The sequence below is a fragment of the Streptomyces asoensis genome (genome assembly GCF_016860545.1).
Classification (GTDB): domain Bacteria; phylum Actinomycetota; class Actinomycetes; order Streptomycetales; family Streptomycetaceae; genus Streptomyces; species Streptomyces asoensis.
The window spans coordinates 848,484-863,737 of sequence record NZ_BNEB01000005.1 but is presented as its reverse complement, the minus strand read 5'-3'; the positions used below and the strand labels follow the sequence as shown (position 1 = coordinate 863,737).

General features: G+C 72.8%; 10 protein-coding genes and 1 pseudogene. 5 read left to right on the top strand and 6 right to left on the bottom strand.

The features are described from left to right. Positions 1–4 precede the first annotated feature (4 nt). Complete coding sequence (locus Saso_RS26835; RefSeq protein ID WP_189924568.1) at positions 5–1,939, bottom strand: glycosyltransferase family 2 protein; 1,935 nt, start codon at positions 1,937–1,939, stop codon at positions 5–7. Positions 1,940–2,071: 132 nt separating this feature from the next. Between Saso_RS26835 and Saso_RS26830 the strand changes: the two genes are divergently transcribed. Further along, positions 2,072–2,572, top strand: coding sequence for a metallophosphoesterase family protein (locus Saso_RS26830; protein ID WP_189924570.1), 501 nt, complete (start codon positions 2,072–2,074; stop codon positions 2,570–2,572). Positions 2,573–2,877: 305 nt separating this feature from the next. On the opposite strand, the gene Saso_RS26825 is transcribed toward Saso_RS26830, so the two are convergent. Continuing rightward, positions 2,878–3,978 carry an XdhC family protein gene (locus Saso_RS26825; RefSeq protein WP_189924572.1) on the bottom strand — a complete coding sequence of 367 codons (1,101 nt, stop codon included), beginning with the start codon at positions 3,976–3,978 and terminating at the stop codon, positions 2,878–2,880. Positions 3,979–4,179: 201 nt separating this feature from the next. Here Saso_RS26825 and Saso_RS26820 point away from each other — a divergent pair, with 201 nt between their 5' ends. Continuing rightward, positions 4,180–6,042, top strand: coding sequence for a cellulase family glycosylhydrolase (locus Saso_RS26820; protein ID WP_189924574.1), 1,863 nt, complete (start codon positions 4,180–4,182; stop codon positions 6,040–6,042). An 86-nt stretch (positions 6,043–6,128) separates the two neighbouring features. Here the strand turns inward: Saso_RS26820 and Saso_RS26815 are convergent, their stop codons facing one another. Next, entirely contained in the window at positions 6,129–7,394 is a 1,266-nt protein-coding gene (locus Saso_RS26815) for a YncE family protein (protein WP_189924576.1), read from the bottom strand. Positions 7,395–7,573: 179 nt separating this feature from the next. On the opposite strand from Saso_RS26815, the gene Saso_RS26810 reads away from it, so the two are divergent. Continuing rightward, positions 7,574–8,236 carry a TetR/AcrR family transcriptional regulator gene (locus Saso_RS26810; protein ID WP_189924578.1) on the top strand — a complete coding sequence of 221 codons (663 nt, stop codon included), beginning with the start codon at positions 7,574–7,576 and terminating at the stop codon, positions 8,234–8,236. A gap of 36 nt (positions 8,237–8,272) precedes the next feature. Further along, positions 8,273–11,029, top strand: a complete 2,757-nt coding sequence (locus tag Saso_RS26805) for a P-loop NTPase fold protein (protein WP_189924579.1) — start codon at positions 8,273–8,275, stop codon at positions 11,027–11,029. On the opposite strand, the pseudogene Saso_RS26800 reads toward Saso_RS26805, so the two are convergent. Continuing rightward, positions 11,017–12,269, bottom strand: a pseudogene (locus tag Saso_RS26800) (glycosyltransferase). The gene Saso_RS26805 and the pseudogene Saso_RS26800 sit on opposite strands and share 13 nt — an antisense overlap. A 225-nt stretch (positions 12,270–12,494) precedes the next feature. Between Saso_RS26800 and Saso_RS26795 the strand changes: the two are divergent. Then, the gene (locus Saso_RS26795) at positions 12,495–14,453 is read left to right on the top strand and encodes a ricin-type beta-trefoil lectin domain protein (protein ID WP_189924581.1); all 1,959 of its coding nucleotides are present in this window, start codon (positions 12,495–12,497) and stop codon (positions 14,451–14,453) included. A 53-nt stretch (positions 14,454–14,506) separates the two neighbouring features. Here the strand turns inward: Saso_RS26795 and Saso_RS26790 are convergent, their stop codons facing one another. Beyond that, positions 14,507–14,764, bottom strand: coding sequence for a hypothetical protein (locus tag Saso_RS26790; protein ID WP_189924583.1), 258 nt, complete (start codon positions 14,762–14,764; stop codon positions 14,507–14,509). Continuing rightward, positions 14,752–15,117 (bottom strand): nuclear transport factor 2 family protein, encoded by a 366-nt coding sequence (locus Saso_RS26785; protein WP_189924584.1) that lies wholly within the window; start codon positions 15,115–15,117, stop codon positions 14,752–14,754. Before Saso_RS26785 ends, Saso_RS26790 begins: the two co-directional genes overlap by 13 nt. Positions 15,118–15,254: the final 137 nt, after the last annotated feature.

The following is a 15,254-nucleotide window of genomic DNA, read 5'->3' as shown; positions in this document are numbered from 1 at the left end:
CGCGTCACTTCCTCCGTGCCGTGATCCGGCCGAGCGCCCGGTAGGCGGCGCGTCGCATCCTGCGGGCCAGTCTTCGCGCGCCGCCGGGCTGCGGCGCCGGAACGACGAGGACACCGTCCGCGTCCACGTGCAGCGCGAAGGGCAGCGGGTGGAAGCGCGCCCCGTCGGCGTCCGGGGTGAGGCACACCGTCGTCAGCCAGGTGCGGCCCGTCAGGTCGGCGACGGGCAGGGCCGCCGCCATCCGGCCGCCCGGGGAGAGCGTCCCGAAGACCTCGCGGGAGCCGCCGGACTTCGCCGCCGTCAGCCGCAGCAGCACGCCGGCGGCCTCGGGGACGTGCAGCGGCAGGACCACGTGCAGCCGTTCCCCGGTGACGGTGACGTCCCCGGCCGCCACCCGGCCGAGCCCCAGCCGGTTGCCCGCGTGGCCGACGTCCAGCGCGAGACTCGCGTACCGGTCGGTCCAGTACGGCAGCACCACGCGCCCCGCTACCACCGCGGCGGGCGGGGCGGGTCGGCCGTGCCGGTGCGCCGGGCCGAGCCGCAGCTCCTTGGTCCAGCCGCCCAGGCCGAGGCGCACGAACACGTCCCACAGGCCCTCGCCCGCCGGGCCGCCGCTCAGCGCCGAGGCCGGATCGACGGTGGCGGTCGCGCGCAGCACGAGCCGCACCAGGCTGCCGTCGCCGCCCGCCGGCACCGTCTCGCGGACCACGTCCACCGGCTGGAAGTACTGCGCCGCGCCGACCCGTTCCCGCAGCAGCAGGTCGGGCACCGCCCGGTCGAACCGGCCCACGATGTCCGTGCCCAGCCAGCGCACCGCCTCGGCGACGTCGTGCGGCGGCCATTGCGGGGAGCCCCCGGCGGACGGGAACGTCATCGGAGCGCCGTCGTGCGTCAGCTCGGCGGCGAACGTGATCCGCAGCGTGCCGCCCCGCCACTCGACGTCCTCGGGGTCGACGGCGAGCGCGACGCCCGCCTCCCACTGCGCGAAGGCGACGACGTCGTCGTAGCGCCCCTCGGCGGCCAGCGCGGCCACGACCCGCTGGGCGGGCTGGAGCGGCGCCGCCACCCCCGGCCCGAACCGTTCGACGACGACCGAGTGGATCTCGTCGAACAGGTGCCTGCGGTAGTCCTCGGGCAGGCCGAGGAAGCGCCGGCCGCGCAGCCGCTCGACCATCTCCACGCGCAGCCACCGCCGGAACAGCCGGTCGCGCAGCGGGCCCGGCTCGGTGTACCGCTCGACGACGTCGAGGGCCTCCCGCAGGTTCTTGAAGTACCCCACCGGGTCGAACCGCTGGAGGCCCGCGTTCGCGGCGTCGTCGCGCCGGACGTGGTAGTAGCAGACGTAGTCGCTGAGCACGGACACGTTGCCGGCCCGCAGATAGGCCTCGGTCACGAAGACGTGGTCCTCCAGCCGCCGCCGTCCCTCGGGGAAGCGCAGGCCGGTGCGGTCCAGGAACGCCCGGCGGACCATCTTGTGCGGGGTGAGGCTGTCGATCAGCGGCGCGTTCGCGACGGTGGCGTGCGGGCGGTTCAGGCGGAACAGCTCCACCGGCACCGAGCGCCCCTTGCCGGCCATCTTGCCCACGACGACGTCGGCGTCGTTCGCGACCCCGTAGGCGTACATCCGCTCCAGGGCCTCGTCGCCGAGGTGGTCGTCGTCGTCGACGAACATGACGTACTCGCCGCGGGAGAGGTCGATGCCGACGTTGCGGGGCTTGCCGGCCCAGCCGGAGTTCTCCTGGTGGACGACACGGATCCGGCCGTCGTCGGCGGCGGCCGCGTCCAGCCGGGCCGGGGTGGCGTCGGTGGAGCCGTCGTCGACGAAGATCACTTCGTACTCGTCCGGCGGGAGCGACTGCCGCAGCAGCGAGGCGAGGCACTCCTCGATGTAGGGACCGGGGTTGTGGACGGGGACGATGACGCTGACCTTGACCGGCATCGGGCTCCTGGCCCCCTAGCTGGATCACTTGCCGTGCGCGGGACGGCGGGTGCGCACGGCCCGATGCTAACCCCGCCACCGGCGCCCCACCTGTCCGGATTCGCCCGGGTCCGGGTTTTGTACTCTGGCGCGGTGCGTCTTCTGATGATGGCCGACACCCACCTCCCCAAGCGCGCCAAGGCACTGCCCGGGCCGCTGCTCGACGAGCTCCCGCTCGCGGACGTGGTGATCCACGCGGGGGACTGGGTCGACACGGAGACCCTCGACCTGCTGGAGAGCCGGAGCCGCCGGGTCCTCGGCGTGTACGGCAACAACGACGGACCCGCCCTGCGCGCCCGGCTGCCCGAGGTCGCCCGCGCGGAACTGGGCGGGCTGCGGTTCGGCGTCGTGCACGAGACGGGCTCCGCCCAGGGCCGGGAGGCCCGGTGCGCCGCACGCTTCCCCGACCTCGACGTCCTGGTCTTCGGGCACAGTCACATCCCGTGGGACACCACCGCCCCGGGCGGGCCGCGCCTGCTCAATCCCGGCTCCCCGACCGACCGCCGCCGCCAGCCCTACTGCACCTACCTGACCGCGACCGCGGCCGACGGCAGGCTCACGGACGTGGTCCTGCACCGGCTGCCCCCGCGCTGACCGCCGCGGCGCGGCACGAGGGAGCGGGTGACGGAACGGCACGGGGGCCCGGAGGAACCGCGACGCAGAACCGGGCCGCTCCCGGCCATGACGGTCGGAGGCGGCCCGGAACTTGCGAGTGTGCGTTCCTTCAACGGACCTCCTTCCTTCGCGAGGGGAAGGACAGAGGACGTACTTGCCTGTCCGTACACGTCGCGTACCCGGTTTGCACCCTTCTCACACCCTTCACGTATTTTCTGCGGAATCCGTTCGAGGGGTGCGGGCTCTCCGTCCGGACCCAGCCGTCCGGGCCCGGCCGTCCGGTCTCACCCCGGCGGGTGCACGGCGCCCGCCGTCGTGGTCAGCGGCGCCCCGCTGCCGCCCCAGCGCAGGGCGACGATCTCGGCGGCCACCGACACCGCGACCTCCTCGGGCGTGCGGGCGCCCAGGTCCAGCCCGACGGGGGAGCGCAGCCGGGCCAGCTCGCCGTCGGTGAGTCCGGCCGCGGCCAGTCGCGCCCGGCGCTCGTCGTGCGTACGGCGGCTGCCCATCGCCCCGATGTAAGCGGCGGGCCCGCGCAGCGCCACCTCCAGCAGCGGTACGTCGAACTTCGGGTCGTGGGTCAGCACGCAGATCACCGTGCGGTCGTCGGTGTGCGTGCCGCGCAGATACCGGTGCGGCCACTCCACGATCACCTCGGCGCCGGGCGGGAAGCGCCGCGCGGTGGCGAAGGCCGGCCGGGCGTCGCACACGGTGACCCGGTAGCCCAGGAACTCGCCGATCCGGGCCACGGCGGTCGCGTAGTCGATCGCGCCGAACACGAGCATGCGCGGCGGGGGCGCGAAGGAGTGCAGGAACACGGCGACGGAGTCCTCCCGCCGCCGGCCGCCCGGCCCGTAGCGCCGCACGCCGGTGACGCCGAGGGCGAGCCCGCCGCGCGCGTCGGCCGTGACGGCGGCGTCCAGACCGTCCGAGCCCAGCGAGCCCGAGGTCCGGTCCGGCCATACGGCGAGAGCGGCGCCGCGGGGCGCGGGGCCGTCGGTGACCAGGGCCACGGTCACCGGCTCGCCCGCCGCGACCGACTCGGCCACCGCCCCGAACGAAGGGTCCAGGCGGGGTGTCACGGGCCGGATCAGCAGGGTGATCTCGCCTCCGCAGGTCAGGCCGACGGCGAACGCGTCGTCGTCGCCGTGGCCGAAGGTCTCCAGCCGGGCCTCGCCCGCCGTCACCGCCTCCCGGGCCAGTTCGAACACCGCACCCTCGACGCAGCCGCCGGAGACGCTGCCCAGGATCTCGCCGTCCGGGCCCACCGCCATCGCGGCGCCCGGTCCGCGCGGCGCGCTGCCGTCCACGGCGACCACGGTGGCCAGCCCGAACGGCTCCCCGGCCGCGTACCACCCGTTCAGCACGGGGAGGATCTCACGCACGATCGGCCCCTTCCGGCCGTGACGGCCGGAGCGGCCGCCTCCTTGCACGGTAATCCGCCGCCGCCCCGGTCGCCGGTCCGCCCCGCGCGGGGAGCCTGGTCGGCCGGTCCGGTGGATTGCCAACTGGGTTGGCAGGGAATGAACTTACTCACGGGTCAGAAGGTATTGACGGTGTCCTGAAATCGCCGGATTGTAGTGGACATGCGGAATATCCGGGCTCGTCTGCTCGCTGTTCTGGTGGTCCTCTGCGGACTCTGCGGCTTCCTGACGGTGGCGGGCTCCCCGACCGCCGGCGCCGCCACGCTCCCCGACTCCCTCCCCTTCGACGGCACGGCGCTGACCGTGTCCGGCGGCCGCTTCGTCGACGCGTCCGGCCGCGAGGTCGTCCTGCGCGGTTACAACGTCTCCGGCGAGACCAAGCTCGCGGAGAACAAGGGCCTGCCCTTCGCCTCCGTCGCCGACGCCAGGAAGTCCGCGACGGCGCTGCGCGTCCTCGGCGGCGGCAACTCCGTCCGCTTCCTGCTCTCCTGGGCCTACGCCGAACCGGTGAAGGGCCAGGTCGACACCGCCTATCTGGCCTCCGTCACCGCGCAGATGCAGGCCTTCCTCGACGCGGGCATCAGGGTCTACCCCGACTTCCACCAGGACCTCTACTCCCGCTACCTGTTCAACTCGGGCAGCTGGTACACCGGCGACGGCGCGCCCGCGTGGGCGGTGGCGCTCGGCGGCTACCCGGCGGAGTCCTGCGGCATCTGCTTCGTGTGGGGGCAGAACATCACCCAGAACGGCGCGGTCAAGGCGGGCCAGTACGACTTCTGGCACAACAACCACGGCCTCCAGGACTCCTTCCTGGTCACCGCGCAGAAGACCATGGCGTACCTCAAGGCGAACCTCACCGCCGAGCAGTTCGCCGGCGTCCTGGGCTTCGACCCCTACAACGAGCCCTACGCCGGCAGCTACGACTCCGGCCAGAACAGCCGCACCTGGGAACGCGACCTGCTGTGGCCCTTCTACGTGAAGTTCCGGGCCCGGATGGACGCGGCCGGCTGGACCGACAAGCCCGCGCTGGTGGAGCCGAACCTCTTCTGGAACGGCAACGTCAGCAAGGAGGAGGGCGGGCTCCTCGACGCGGGCACGCTCGGCTCCCGCTACGTCTTCAACACCCACTTCTACGACCAGAAGGCCATCTCCGGCATCCTGATGTGGGGCAACGCGGCGGACGGCCAGTACGTGACCGACTTCGGCACGGTGCGCGACCGCGCCGCCGCGACCGGGACGACGGTGATCGTCAGCGAGTTCGGCCACCCGCTGAACGGCTCCACCGCGGGCAAGGCGCCCACCGTCCTGAAGGCGATGTACCAGGCCCTCGACTCCCGGGTGAAGGGCGCCGACTGGTGGACGGCCCCGGCGTCCTCCGGCCCGGTCCTGTCCGGCTCGCAGTGGCAGTGGGACATCTACAACGGCCGTCACCACGAGCTGATGAACGGTAACGCCGACAAGGTGCTCACCACCGGCGACGCCTGGAACGACGAGGACCTCTCCGCCGTGCGCCTCGACGACAGCGGCGCCGCGACGCTCCGCCAGGACGCCCGGCTGCTCGACCGGGTCTACCCGAGCGCCACCTCCGGCACGACCCTCGCCTTCACCTACGAGGACCGTTCCCGCGACGGCTCCACCACCCTCACCTGGAACCCCGTCCCCAGCTCCCTGCCCAGCACCCGGCAGCTCGTCGGCTCCGGCCAGTACGCACTGCTGGTGTGGCGCTCGAACGGCGGCACGGCGCCCACCGAACTCCACCTGCCGGCCTCCTTCCCCACCGCCACCACGACGGTCGTCTCCGACCTCGGCACGGTGTACGCCCCGCCCGCGTACACGTCGGCCACGAAGATCGCCGCGGCCCCCGAACCGGGCGGCACGGGCAGCCGGCGTCTGCTGCTCGCGGCTCCGGACACGGGCACCCTGCACTACGCCCTGGTGACCAACGGGGCCGCCGCGCCGTCCGCGACCCTGCTGGCCGCGGCCCGCGCGGAGCTGTCGACGTGGGTGACCCAGAAGCTCGGCTGACCGGACCGGGCACGGCCGAGGGGTGGGTGGCGGTCACCGCCACCCACCCCTCGCCGTACGCGGTGCGAACCCGCGACGCGCTGCCGTCAGCTACCGGCTCCCGTCCAGTTCGCCGCCACATGGCCGAGCCGCACGCGCTGCGGGTGGTCGCCCACGGGAACCGACACCACCTTCTGCCCCGTCGCGAAGTCGATCGCCGTGACCTGGTCGGCGCCGCTCTCGGAGATGACGCAGTCCTTGCCGTCGCCGCTGACCGTGGCCCAGTAGGGCTTGGAGGCGCTGACCAGCGGACCCTCCTGGAGGGTGGCGCGGTCGACGACCGTCGCGTAGTCGTCCATCGTGCCCGCGACACACAGCTTGCTGCCGTCGGGGGCCATCGAGATCCCGTGGTGGCGCGAGTCGTTGACGAACGTGGTCCGGTCGTCGCTGGTCGCCGGGTTCTTCGGCAGGGTCTTCGTCCGCGTGATGCGGTCCGAGGCGAGGTCGTACTCGAAGAAGCCGTTGAAGAACGACACCTGGAAGTACAGCTTGGACTCGTCGGGCGAGAAGACCGCCGGGCGCACGGCGTCCGAGTAGTCCGTGAGGCCGATCGCGTCCAGCCGCTGCCGCATGTCGATGATCTTGACCTGCTTGTACGTGGTCGCGTCGACGACGGTGATGCGCCGGTCGCCCTTGGTGAAGTCCTGCCAGGGGGCGTCCTGCGAGGTGTTCACGTCACCGATCGACATGTTGTAGATGTACTTGCCGTCCTTGGTGAAGATGTTCTCGTGCGGCTTGTCGCCGGTCTTGAACGAGCCCAGCTGCTTGCCGGTGAGGATGTCCAGGACGTGCACGGTGTTCGAGATCGAGGCGGAGACCGCGACCCGCTTGCCGTCGGGTGAGACGGCCATGTGGTCGGATCGGTAACCGGACACGGGGAAACGCCAGTTGATGTTCCCGGTGGCCAGGTCGATGGAGACGACGTCGGCGAAGCTCGGCCGGGAGACGACCACCGAGGCGCCGTCCGGCGTGGTGTACATGTCGTCGACGAACTGGTCGTGGCCCTCGCCCACCCCGTTGCGGATGGCCATGAAGTAGATCCACTTGATGGGGTCGGCGTTGATCTCCGCCATCCGGGCGGCCTTGTCGGGGATCACGTTGATCCGGCCCACCTTGGCGAAGTCACCGCTGGACTTGATGACGTCCGCGGTGCCCTCCCAGTTGTTGCCGACGAAGAGCACCTCGCGCAGTGCCGCGGCACCGGAGGCGTCGGTGGCGGCACCGGCCGCGGTGGCGGCGGTCGCGGGGGCGGTGACGGTCAGCACGAGGGCGGCGGCTACGGAGCAAAGGTGCCTGGTTCTGAAGGCAGGCATGGCTGCTCTCTCCTCTGGGCGGAAGGTGTGGGGGCAGGGCGGAACGACCCGCCCGAATCTGAACACGGGTGCATTCAGAGTTGACTTACTGGAAAGTAAGGAAGGGGTGCCCTTCGCCACAAGACCTCGTGCACGACAAACTTGGCGGCGGGGGAGCACGCAGCGACGAGGGAGGGCCAGTGGCGGGCAGGCTCAGGGCGCCGACCGGCCGCTACGGCGGCAAGACCGCCGAGCAGCGGCAGGCCGAGCGTCGGGGGAGATTCCTGGCGGCGGCGCTGCGGCTGTTCGGGGACGCCCCCGGCTACCGCGGCACCACGGTCGCCTCGCTCAGCGAGGCCGCCGGCCTGTCCACCCGCCAGTTCTACGAGGAGTTCCGCACCCTGGAGGACGTCCTGGCGGCGCTGCACCTCCAGGTGAACGACTGGGCCGAGGAGGCGGTCCTGGCGGCCTTCGCGGCCGCGGCCGGCACACCGCTCGTGGAGCGGGTCACCGCCATCTTCCGCGCCTACGCGGCCAACGTGACCTCCGACCCGCGCCGCATCCGCATCACCTTCGTGGAGATCGTCGGGGTGAGCCCCCGTCTGGAGGAGCAGCGCCTGGCCCGCCGCGCCCGCTGGGTCGACCTCATCTGCGCCGAGGCCACGGCGGCCGCCGCCCGCGGCGAGGCGGCCCCCCGCGACTACCGCCTCGCCGCGACGGCCTTCATCGGCAGCGTCAACGGCCTTCTGCACGACTGGAGTTCGGGCTGGGTGGACGCCACCTTGGACGAGGTGGTCGACGAACTGGTACGCCAGCTACTGGGCATCCTGCGGCCGCAGGGAGGGCCATGGCAGCCCTCCTGATCCGGTACCGGGCAGAACGACGGGGGAGCGCGCACGGTGCGGCACGACGGGGACGAGGACGAGGAGCTGCGGGCGGCGGGCCTGGCGGACGACGGCGAGCGGGCGGCCTACGCGCGCGCTCTCGACGCGTGCCTGAGCTCCGGCCCGGTCGCGAGCCGGCTGGACCGCCGCCCGGGCGCGTTCCGGAGCGACGCTGCCCGGGCGATGCGCCTGCCGGAGAACGTCGCCCGGGTACGCGGCGCGCCGCTGTACCAGGAGCCTTCGCGGCGGTACGAGAAGGCGTGCGAGGGGCGGGACGAGGCCGAGGAACGCGTCGTGCGCCTGCTGCCCCGGTCGGCCTGGGATCCGCCGCTCATCGTGACCGTGCTGTCCGGCACGTTGACGGTCCTCCTGCGGGCGGCCGTCGACGGCGGATGGCCCTTCGCGCTCGGCGCCACGCTGGCCGCCGCGGGCTGGACCCTCGGGCGGCCGCGGTCCCGCGGCCGGGTGCGGGCCCTGCTCGGCTGCGCCGTCGCGCTGACGGCCAGGGCCGCACGGCTGCGGGCGGTCCGGTCCACCGCCGCGGAGCTCACCCGCGTGATGGCGGAGGACGTCATGCCGTCGGTCGTGCACAACGTCGTCTCGGAACTCCTCGGTGAGGATCCCGACTGCCTCCTCGTCACCACGGAGTACGAGGGGCTCAGGGCCCACCGCGACCAGCGCCATCTCGTCGGCATCCAGGCCACCGCGGAGGTCCGCCGGAAGCTGGACGCCCTGGTCGACGGCACCATCGCCGTGTGCGGACCGCGCGGCTCGGGGAAGTCGACGCTGCTCGCCCGCTGCGGCGACGAGCACGATCTCAGGGTCGCGGTCCAGGCGCCCGCTTCCTACGCCCCGCTGGAGTTCCTCACCGCGCTCTTCGTCGAGCTGTGCCAGCGCCACCTCGTCGACCGGGGCAACTCGTTCCCGGAGTTCCGGCGCCTCAGTCCGCTGCGCACCGGGCTGCGCAGGCTCGGCGCGGCCTTCCGGGCCCGCGCCCGGCGTCTCCTCTTCGGCCTGTTGGCGCTCGCGCTGTGCGCGGTGGGCCTCTTCGCCGCCGTGCGCGGCTTCGCCGAACATCACGTCGGCGGGGTCACGGGGACCGCGGGCGAGGGGGCGGAGCGGCTGAGGGAGGTGGTGTCGGCGGTCCTGGACGGCAGACGGCCCCTGCTGGCACTGTCGGCCGTCGTCCTCGGCCTGCTGGTCTGGAAGTACGCCCGGCCGCTGCGGTCCACCGGCCTCGCCCTCGCCCTGCGCGTAGTGCTGCCGGCGGCGGCCGGCCGCTCGCTGGCGGTGCTGGTCCTCGTCACCGTCTGGTCCCCGGCGCCGGTGGTCGCCTGGTTCGAGGACTGGCGCCGCGACGAGCCCTCGGTCTTCTATCCGACGACGGCGGTCATGACCGTACTCCTGGTCATCGCGGTCCGGGAGGCGGTGACGCCCTTCTGGGAGGACGTGCGCGCGTCCGGGTCGCGCACCGCGGCCGCCGTCCTCCTCGTCACGGTCGCGGGGGCGCTCACCGACGACCGTCTGCGGCACGCGGCGTTCGGATGGGACCTGTCGCAGCGCGTGGCCCTGCTCGCCGCGGCGGTCGCCCTCGTCAAGGCGTCCCGCTGGAAGCGCGTGCCGCGTGAGTCGAGCCTGACCGCCCGCTGCCGCGACCACCTGTACCGCCTCCAGACCGTGCAGAGCGTGACGTACGGCGCGAGCGGCGCCCCGGCAGGAGGGCTGTTCGGTCTGGGTTCCACCTACGGCACCTCGTTCACCGCGTCGCCGCTGACCATGCCCGAACTCGTCCAGCAGCTCCGGAACACCCTGGCCGAGGTGGCGGAGGAACTGCGCTCACAGCAGCGGCGACTGGTGGTCACGATCGACGAGGTCGACCGTCTCGGGTCCACGGCCAAGGCGCTCGAGTTCCTCGGCGAGGTCAAGGCCGTCCTGGGCGTCACCGGCGTGCATGTCGTGATCTCGGTCTCGGAGGACGTCGGTGCGTCCTTCGTCCGGCGCGGACTGCCCGGACGGGACGTCGCGGACAGCACGTTCGACGACGTCGTTCACGTGTGGCCCTGCTCGTGGGAGGAGTCCAAGGCAGTGCTCGGCCGGCGTGCCCCGGGCGTCCCGGAGCCGTTCGTGGCGCTCGCCCACGCCCTGGCGGGCGGCCTGCCACGCGATCTGATCCGCTACGCGCGCGAGATGATGTCGCTGCGGGAGAGCAAGGGCGAGGTCGAACTGCGCAACATCGCGGCCTGGCTCGTCACGCGCGCCATGCGGGAGACGGTCGACGCCTTCAGGAACGGGATCAAGCAGGGCGCCCTGCCCTCCCGCAGCACGGACGTGGTGTTCGGGGCGACGAGGCGGCTGGCGGAGTTCCTGCACGCCGACTGCCTGTGCGAACTCGACCGCATGCGGTTGCACATCGGCCGGTTCGCACGCTGGGCGGACGGCCCCGGCGCCGCCGGACTGAGGGCGGACCTGCCCGCCGACGTCCTGGAGCGCCTCGAAGAGGCCGCGGCCTACGCGTACTTCTGCGTCACCCTGCTCGATGTCTTCGCGGTGCCGGGGTTCGAGCGCCGCCGTACGCAGGCCCAGGTGCACCGGCCGGAGGGGAGCCTCGACCGGTTGGCCGTCGTGCGCGGCGAACTCTCCCTCTCGCCGCACAGCGCGCGCCGCCTCCTGGACGACACCAGGACGGCGTGGGGCCTGCCCCCGGTGTCCCCGCCCGACCTCCCGGAGATCGTCGAGACGGCGCGACGGACCTGTCGGCACTACGCCGAGTGAGGCGCACCGCCCGGCTCCAGGTGCCCCACGGCGTCCACCACGCGTGCCGTCCCGTCCTCCTCGCGGATCCGGGCGCCCAGGGCGCGGGCGCGTTCACGGTGGCCGGGGTCGCGGGTGGCCCGCAGGAGTGCCTCGGTGAGGGTGTCCGCCGTCAGACGGCGCAGGGGGACCATCGCGGGGGCCACTCCGAGGCCGACCAGGCGGTCCGCCCAGAAGCCCTCGTCGAACTGGATCGGTACCGGTACGGCGGGGACACCGGCCCGTACGCCCGCCGCCGTCGTGCCCGCGCCGCAGTGATGGACGACTGCCGCGGTCCTCGGGAACAGCAGGGAGAGTGCGGGACGTCGTCGACGGTCAGCATGTCGTCGCCGTCGGCCGTGAGACCCGCCCAGCCGCGCTGGACGACCCCGCGCAGCCCCGCCCGCCGCAGCGCCCGTACGATGTCGGCGCTCAGCCTCCGCGGGTCCGGCACGGTCGCGCTGCCCAGGCCGACGAAGACCGGTGGCGGCCCCGCGCAGAGGAACTCGTCCAGGGCGGCGGGGAGGCGGGGCGCGCGGTCGTACGGCCACCAGTACCCGGTGACGTCCAGCCCGGGCGGCCAGTCCCGGGGCCGGGGAACCACCAGCGGGCTGAAGCCGTGCAGGACCCGCTGCCGTCCTCGCAGGGCCCGGGGACCGGTGGCGGGCCGGCGGACGGCGGGCAGCCCGAGCCGGGCCCGTACGGAGGGCACGACGGGCGCGAAGATCCGCTCGACCCCCCTGGCGACCCCGTGCCCGGCGAGCCGGTTGCCCACCGCTCCCCAGGAGCCGCCGCCCAGCAGCGGTGGAGCGAACTCCCTTGTGGGGTCGACGGGTTGCAGATAGAGGTCGAGGCTGGGCAGGGACAGCCCCTCGGCGATGGCGTGCCCCAGCGGGGCCACGGAGGCGGACAGCAGCAGGGCGTCGCTCTCCCGGGCGGCGGCCACCAGGTCGTCGGTCATCCGGCCCACCAGCGCCCGCGCCATCCGGCCCACCCGCAGCAGCTTGCCGGGGCCGGTGCTGCTGCGGTGCAGCCCGCGGCCCCGCTCGGACTCCAGCTCCGCCCGCGGGTCGACCGGCAGCGCGTGGAACCCCACGCCCGAGCCGGTCACCAGCGGTGCGAACCGCGCGTGGGTGACCAGGGTGACCTGGTGTCCCGCACGCGCGAGCGCGTGGCCCACACCCGTGAAGGGGGCCACGTCACCCCGGGATCCCGCCGTCATGATCGCCACTCGCACGACGGACAGTATGGCCGCGGGGCGGCGGCGCATGGGTGAAGGACCGCTCGAATGGCGCCAGTTCATTCTTGAGACCGGTCACATCACTTCTGTCGCAGCCGTTGACTTCACCTGTCGCCGGTTCTACTTTCGGCGCGCAACGTTCGGTTAGCCGACCCTCGTTCGATATGTCGAATCCCAGACGAGTGCCCCCGAAGCTGGAGCCGCCGTATGTTTCCCCCGCCCCCCACGTGTGCCGCCCGCCGGCGCGGATCCGTCGCCGCCCGGGCCCTCGCCCTGCTGCTGACGGTCACCGCCGCCCTGCTGTTCGCCCAGCCCGAAACCGCCCGGGCCGCGACCTCGCGGCAGATCGCCGTCCCCACCGCCCCGATGGGCTGGGCCTCCTGGAACAGCTTCGCCGCGAAGATCGACCACAGCGTCATCGAGAAGCAGGTCGACGCGTTCGTCGCCGCGGGTCTGCCGGCGGCCGGATACCAGTACGTCAACATCGACGAAGGCTGGTGGCAGGGCACCCGAGACAGCGCCGGCAACATCACCGTCGACGGGTCCGAGTGGCCGGGCGGCATGAGCGCCATCGCCGACTACATCCACGCCAAGGGCCTCAAGGCCGGGATCTACACCGACGCGGGCAAGGACGGCTGCGGCTACTACTACCCGACCGGCCGTCCCGCCGCCCCGGGCAGCGGCAGCGAGGGCCACTACGACCAGGACATGCTCCAGTTCTCCCGGTGGGGCTTCGACTTCGTGAAGGTCGACTGGTGCGGCGGCGACGCGGAGGGCCTCGACGCGGCGACGACGTACACCGCGATCAGCGCCGCCGTCGGCAGGGCCGCGGCCGCCACCGGCCGCCCGCTCACCCTCTCCCTGTGCAACTGGGGCTACCGGAACACCTGGAACTGGGCCCCCGGGCTCGCCCCCATGTTCCGGACCAGCACCGACATCATCTACTACGGCAACAAGCCGTCGATGACGAACCTGCTGTCCAACTTCGACCAGGGCCTGCACCCCACCGCCCAGCACACCGGGTACTACAACGACCCGGACATGCTGATGGTCGGCATGGACGGCTTCACCGCCGCGCAGAACCGCACGCACATGAACCTCTGGGCCGTCTCGGGCGCCCCGCTCCTCGCCGGCAACGACCTGACCACGATGACGGCGGAGACGGCGAACATCCTCAAGAACCCCGAGGTCATAGCCGTCGACCAGGACGCGCGCGGCCTCCAGGGCGTCAAGGTCGCCGAGGACACCGCCGGGGCGCAGGTCTACGGCAAGGTCCTCGCCGGCAGCGGCAAGCGCGCCGTCGTCCTGCTCAACCGCACCTCCGCCGCGCAGAACATCACCGTCCGCTGGTCCGACCTGGGGCTGACCGGCGCCTCCGCCACCGTCCGTGACCTGTGGGCCCGCGCCGACGTCGGGACGTACGCCACGGGTTACACCGCGAGCGTCCCCGCGGGCGGCTCGGTCATGCTCACCGTCACCGGCGGCACCGAGGCGTCGGGCAGCACCTACACCGGCACGTCGGCCTTCTCCGGCGTGGTCGCGGGCAGCACCGGCCTGAAGGTCGTCGACGTCGCCTACACCAACACCGCCGCCACCGCCCGTACCGCGACCCTCAAGGTCAACGGACAGACGGCCACGACGGTCTCGTTCCCGCCGACGGGCTCCGCGCAGGGCACGGTCACCCTCCAGGTGGCCCTGTCGAAGGGCTCGGCCAACACCCTCACCTTCACGGGAGCCCCGGCCCTCGCCGACATCACGGTGAGACCGCTGGCCGGCACCGACGGCGCCCTCGTCGTCGGCAAGCAGTCCGGCCGCTGCCTCGACATGTTCGACAGCACCCTCACCAACGGCACCCAGGCCGAGCTGTGGGACTGCAACGGCGGCTCCAACCAGGCCTGGACGTACACCTCCCGCAAGGAACTCGTGGTCTACGGGAACAAGTGCCTGGACGCCTACAACCTCGGCACCACCAACGGCACCAAGGTCGTGATCTGGGACTGCAACGGCCAGAACAACCAGAAATGGAACGTCAACGCCGACGGCACGGTCACCAACGTCAACGCGGGCCTCTGCCTCGACGCGAACGGCGCGGGCACGGCCAACCGCACCCCGATCGTGCTGTGGACCTGCGGCACCGCCGACAACCAGAGGTGGACCCTGACCTGACCCCCCCGGGCCGGAGCCCGACCCTGGTCGGGTTCCGGCCTCCCCGGCGGGGCTCACCGCCGCCGGCGGCGGTGTCCTCGGACGCTGCGTGCCGGTGCGGCGGACGGCGCCGGGAGGAGCGGGCGGGACCGTACCGCCCGCAGTGCCGTCCGCAGCAGGGCGAAGGAGACCCGCCGGCCCGCCGCGGTGACCGGCACCGGCAGCGGGGTGCGGGCCGGACGGGACCGGCCCCGGACGGCGTGCACCGAGAAGGTCCAGGTCAGCCGGGAGGTGACCTGGACCCCTGCGGTCTTCCTTCCTATTCGTCCCATGCCTGGATCATGGTCTGCTCGACGATCTTGCCGTCCCGGAGCGTGAGCATCGACTCCGAGAGGACGCGCATGCCGTCCGTGTACCGGCAGGACTCGCTGAAGGCGGCGCGGTCGCCCTGGACGATGCACTCCTCCAGCTTGTGGGTCATGTCCCGGCTGTAGACGTCGTCGAGCATCCTGCCGATCTCGTCCCGGCCGTGCAGCACCGTGGGCCTGCTGGGCTGGGAGTTGTGGTCGACGACGTGGATCTCCGCGTCGTCGGCATAGAGCGAAAGCAAGGTCGACGCGGTCTGTCCTTCTATGCCTCTGCGCAGGGTCTCGGTGTCGAAGGCGGAGCCTGCCGCGGTGCTCATGGTGACCTCCTCCGAGGGCCGCGGCCGAGGGGAGGTCGGGCCGCCCGACCCTCACCTTCGAGACTCCTCCGGCGGACCGGGCTCGGCAAGCGCAGGAGGTCTCCTCCGCCTGTCGGGTGAGCGCCGCCGCCCACCCG

Coding starts and splice junctions, on each gene's coding strand:
- Saso_RS26835 (WP_189924568.1), bottom strand. CDS start 1,939: ATGCCGGTCAAGGTCAGCGTCATCGTCCCCGTCCACAACCCCGGTCCC.
- Saso_RS26820 (WP_189924574.1), top strand. CDS start 4,180: ATGCGGAATATCCGGGCTCGTCTGCTCGCTGTTCTGGTGGTCCTCTGC.
- Saso_RS26815 (WP_189924576.1), bottom strand. CDS start 7,394: ATGCCTGCCTTCAGAACCAGGCACCTTTGCTCCGTAGCCGCCGCCCTC.
- Saso_RS26795 (WP_189924581.1), top strand. CDS start 12,495: ATGTTTCCCCCGCCCCCCACGTGTGCCGCCCGCCGGCGCGGATCCGTC.
- Saso_RS26790 (WP_189924583.1), bottom strand. CDS start 14,764: ATGGGACGAATAGGAAGGAAGACCGCAGGGGTCCAGGTCACCTCCCGG.
- Saso_RS26785 (WP_189924584.1), bottom strand. CDS start 15,117: ATGAGCACCGCGGCAGGCTCCGCCTTCGACACCGAGACCCTGCGCAGA.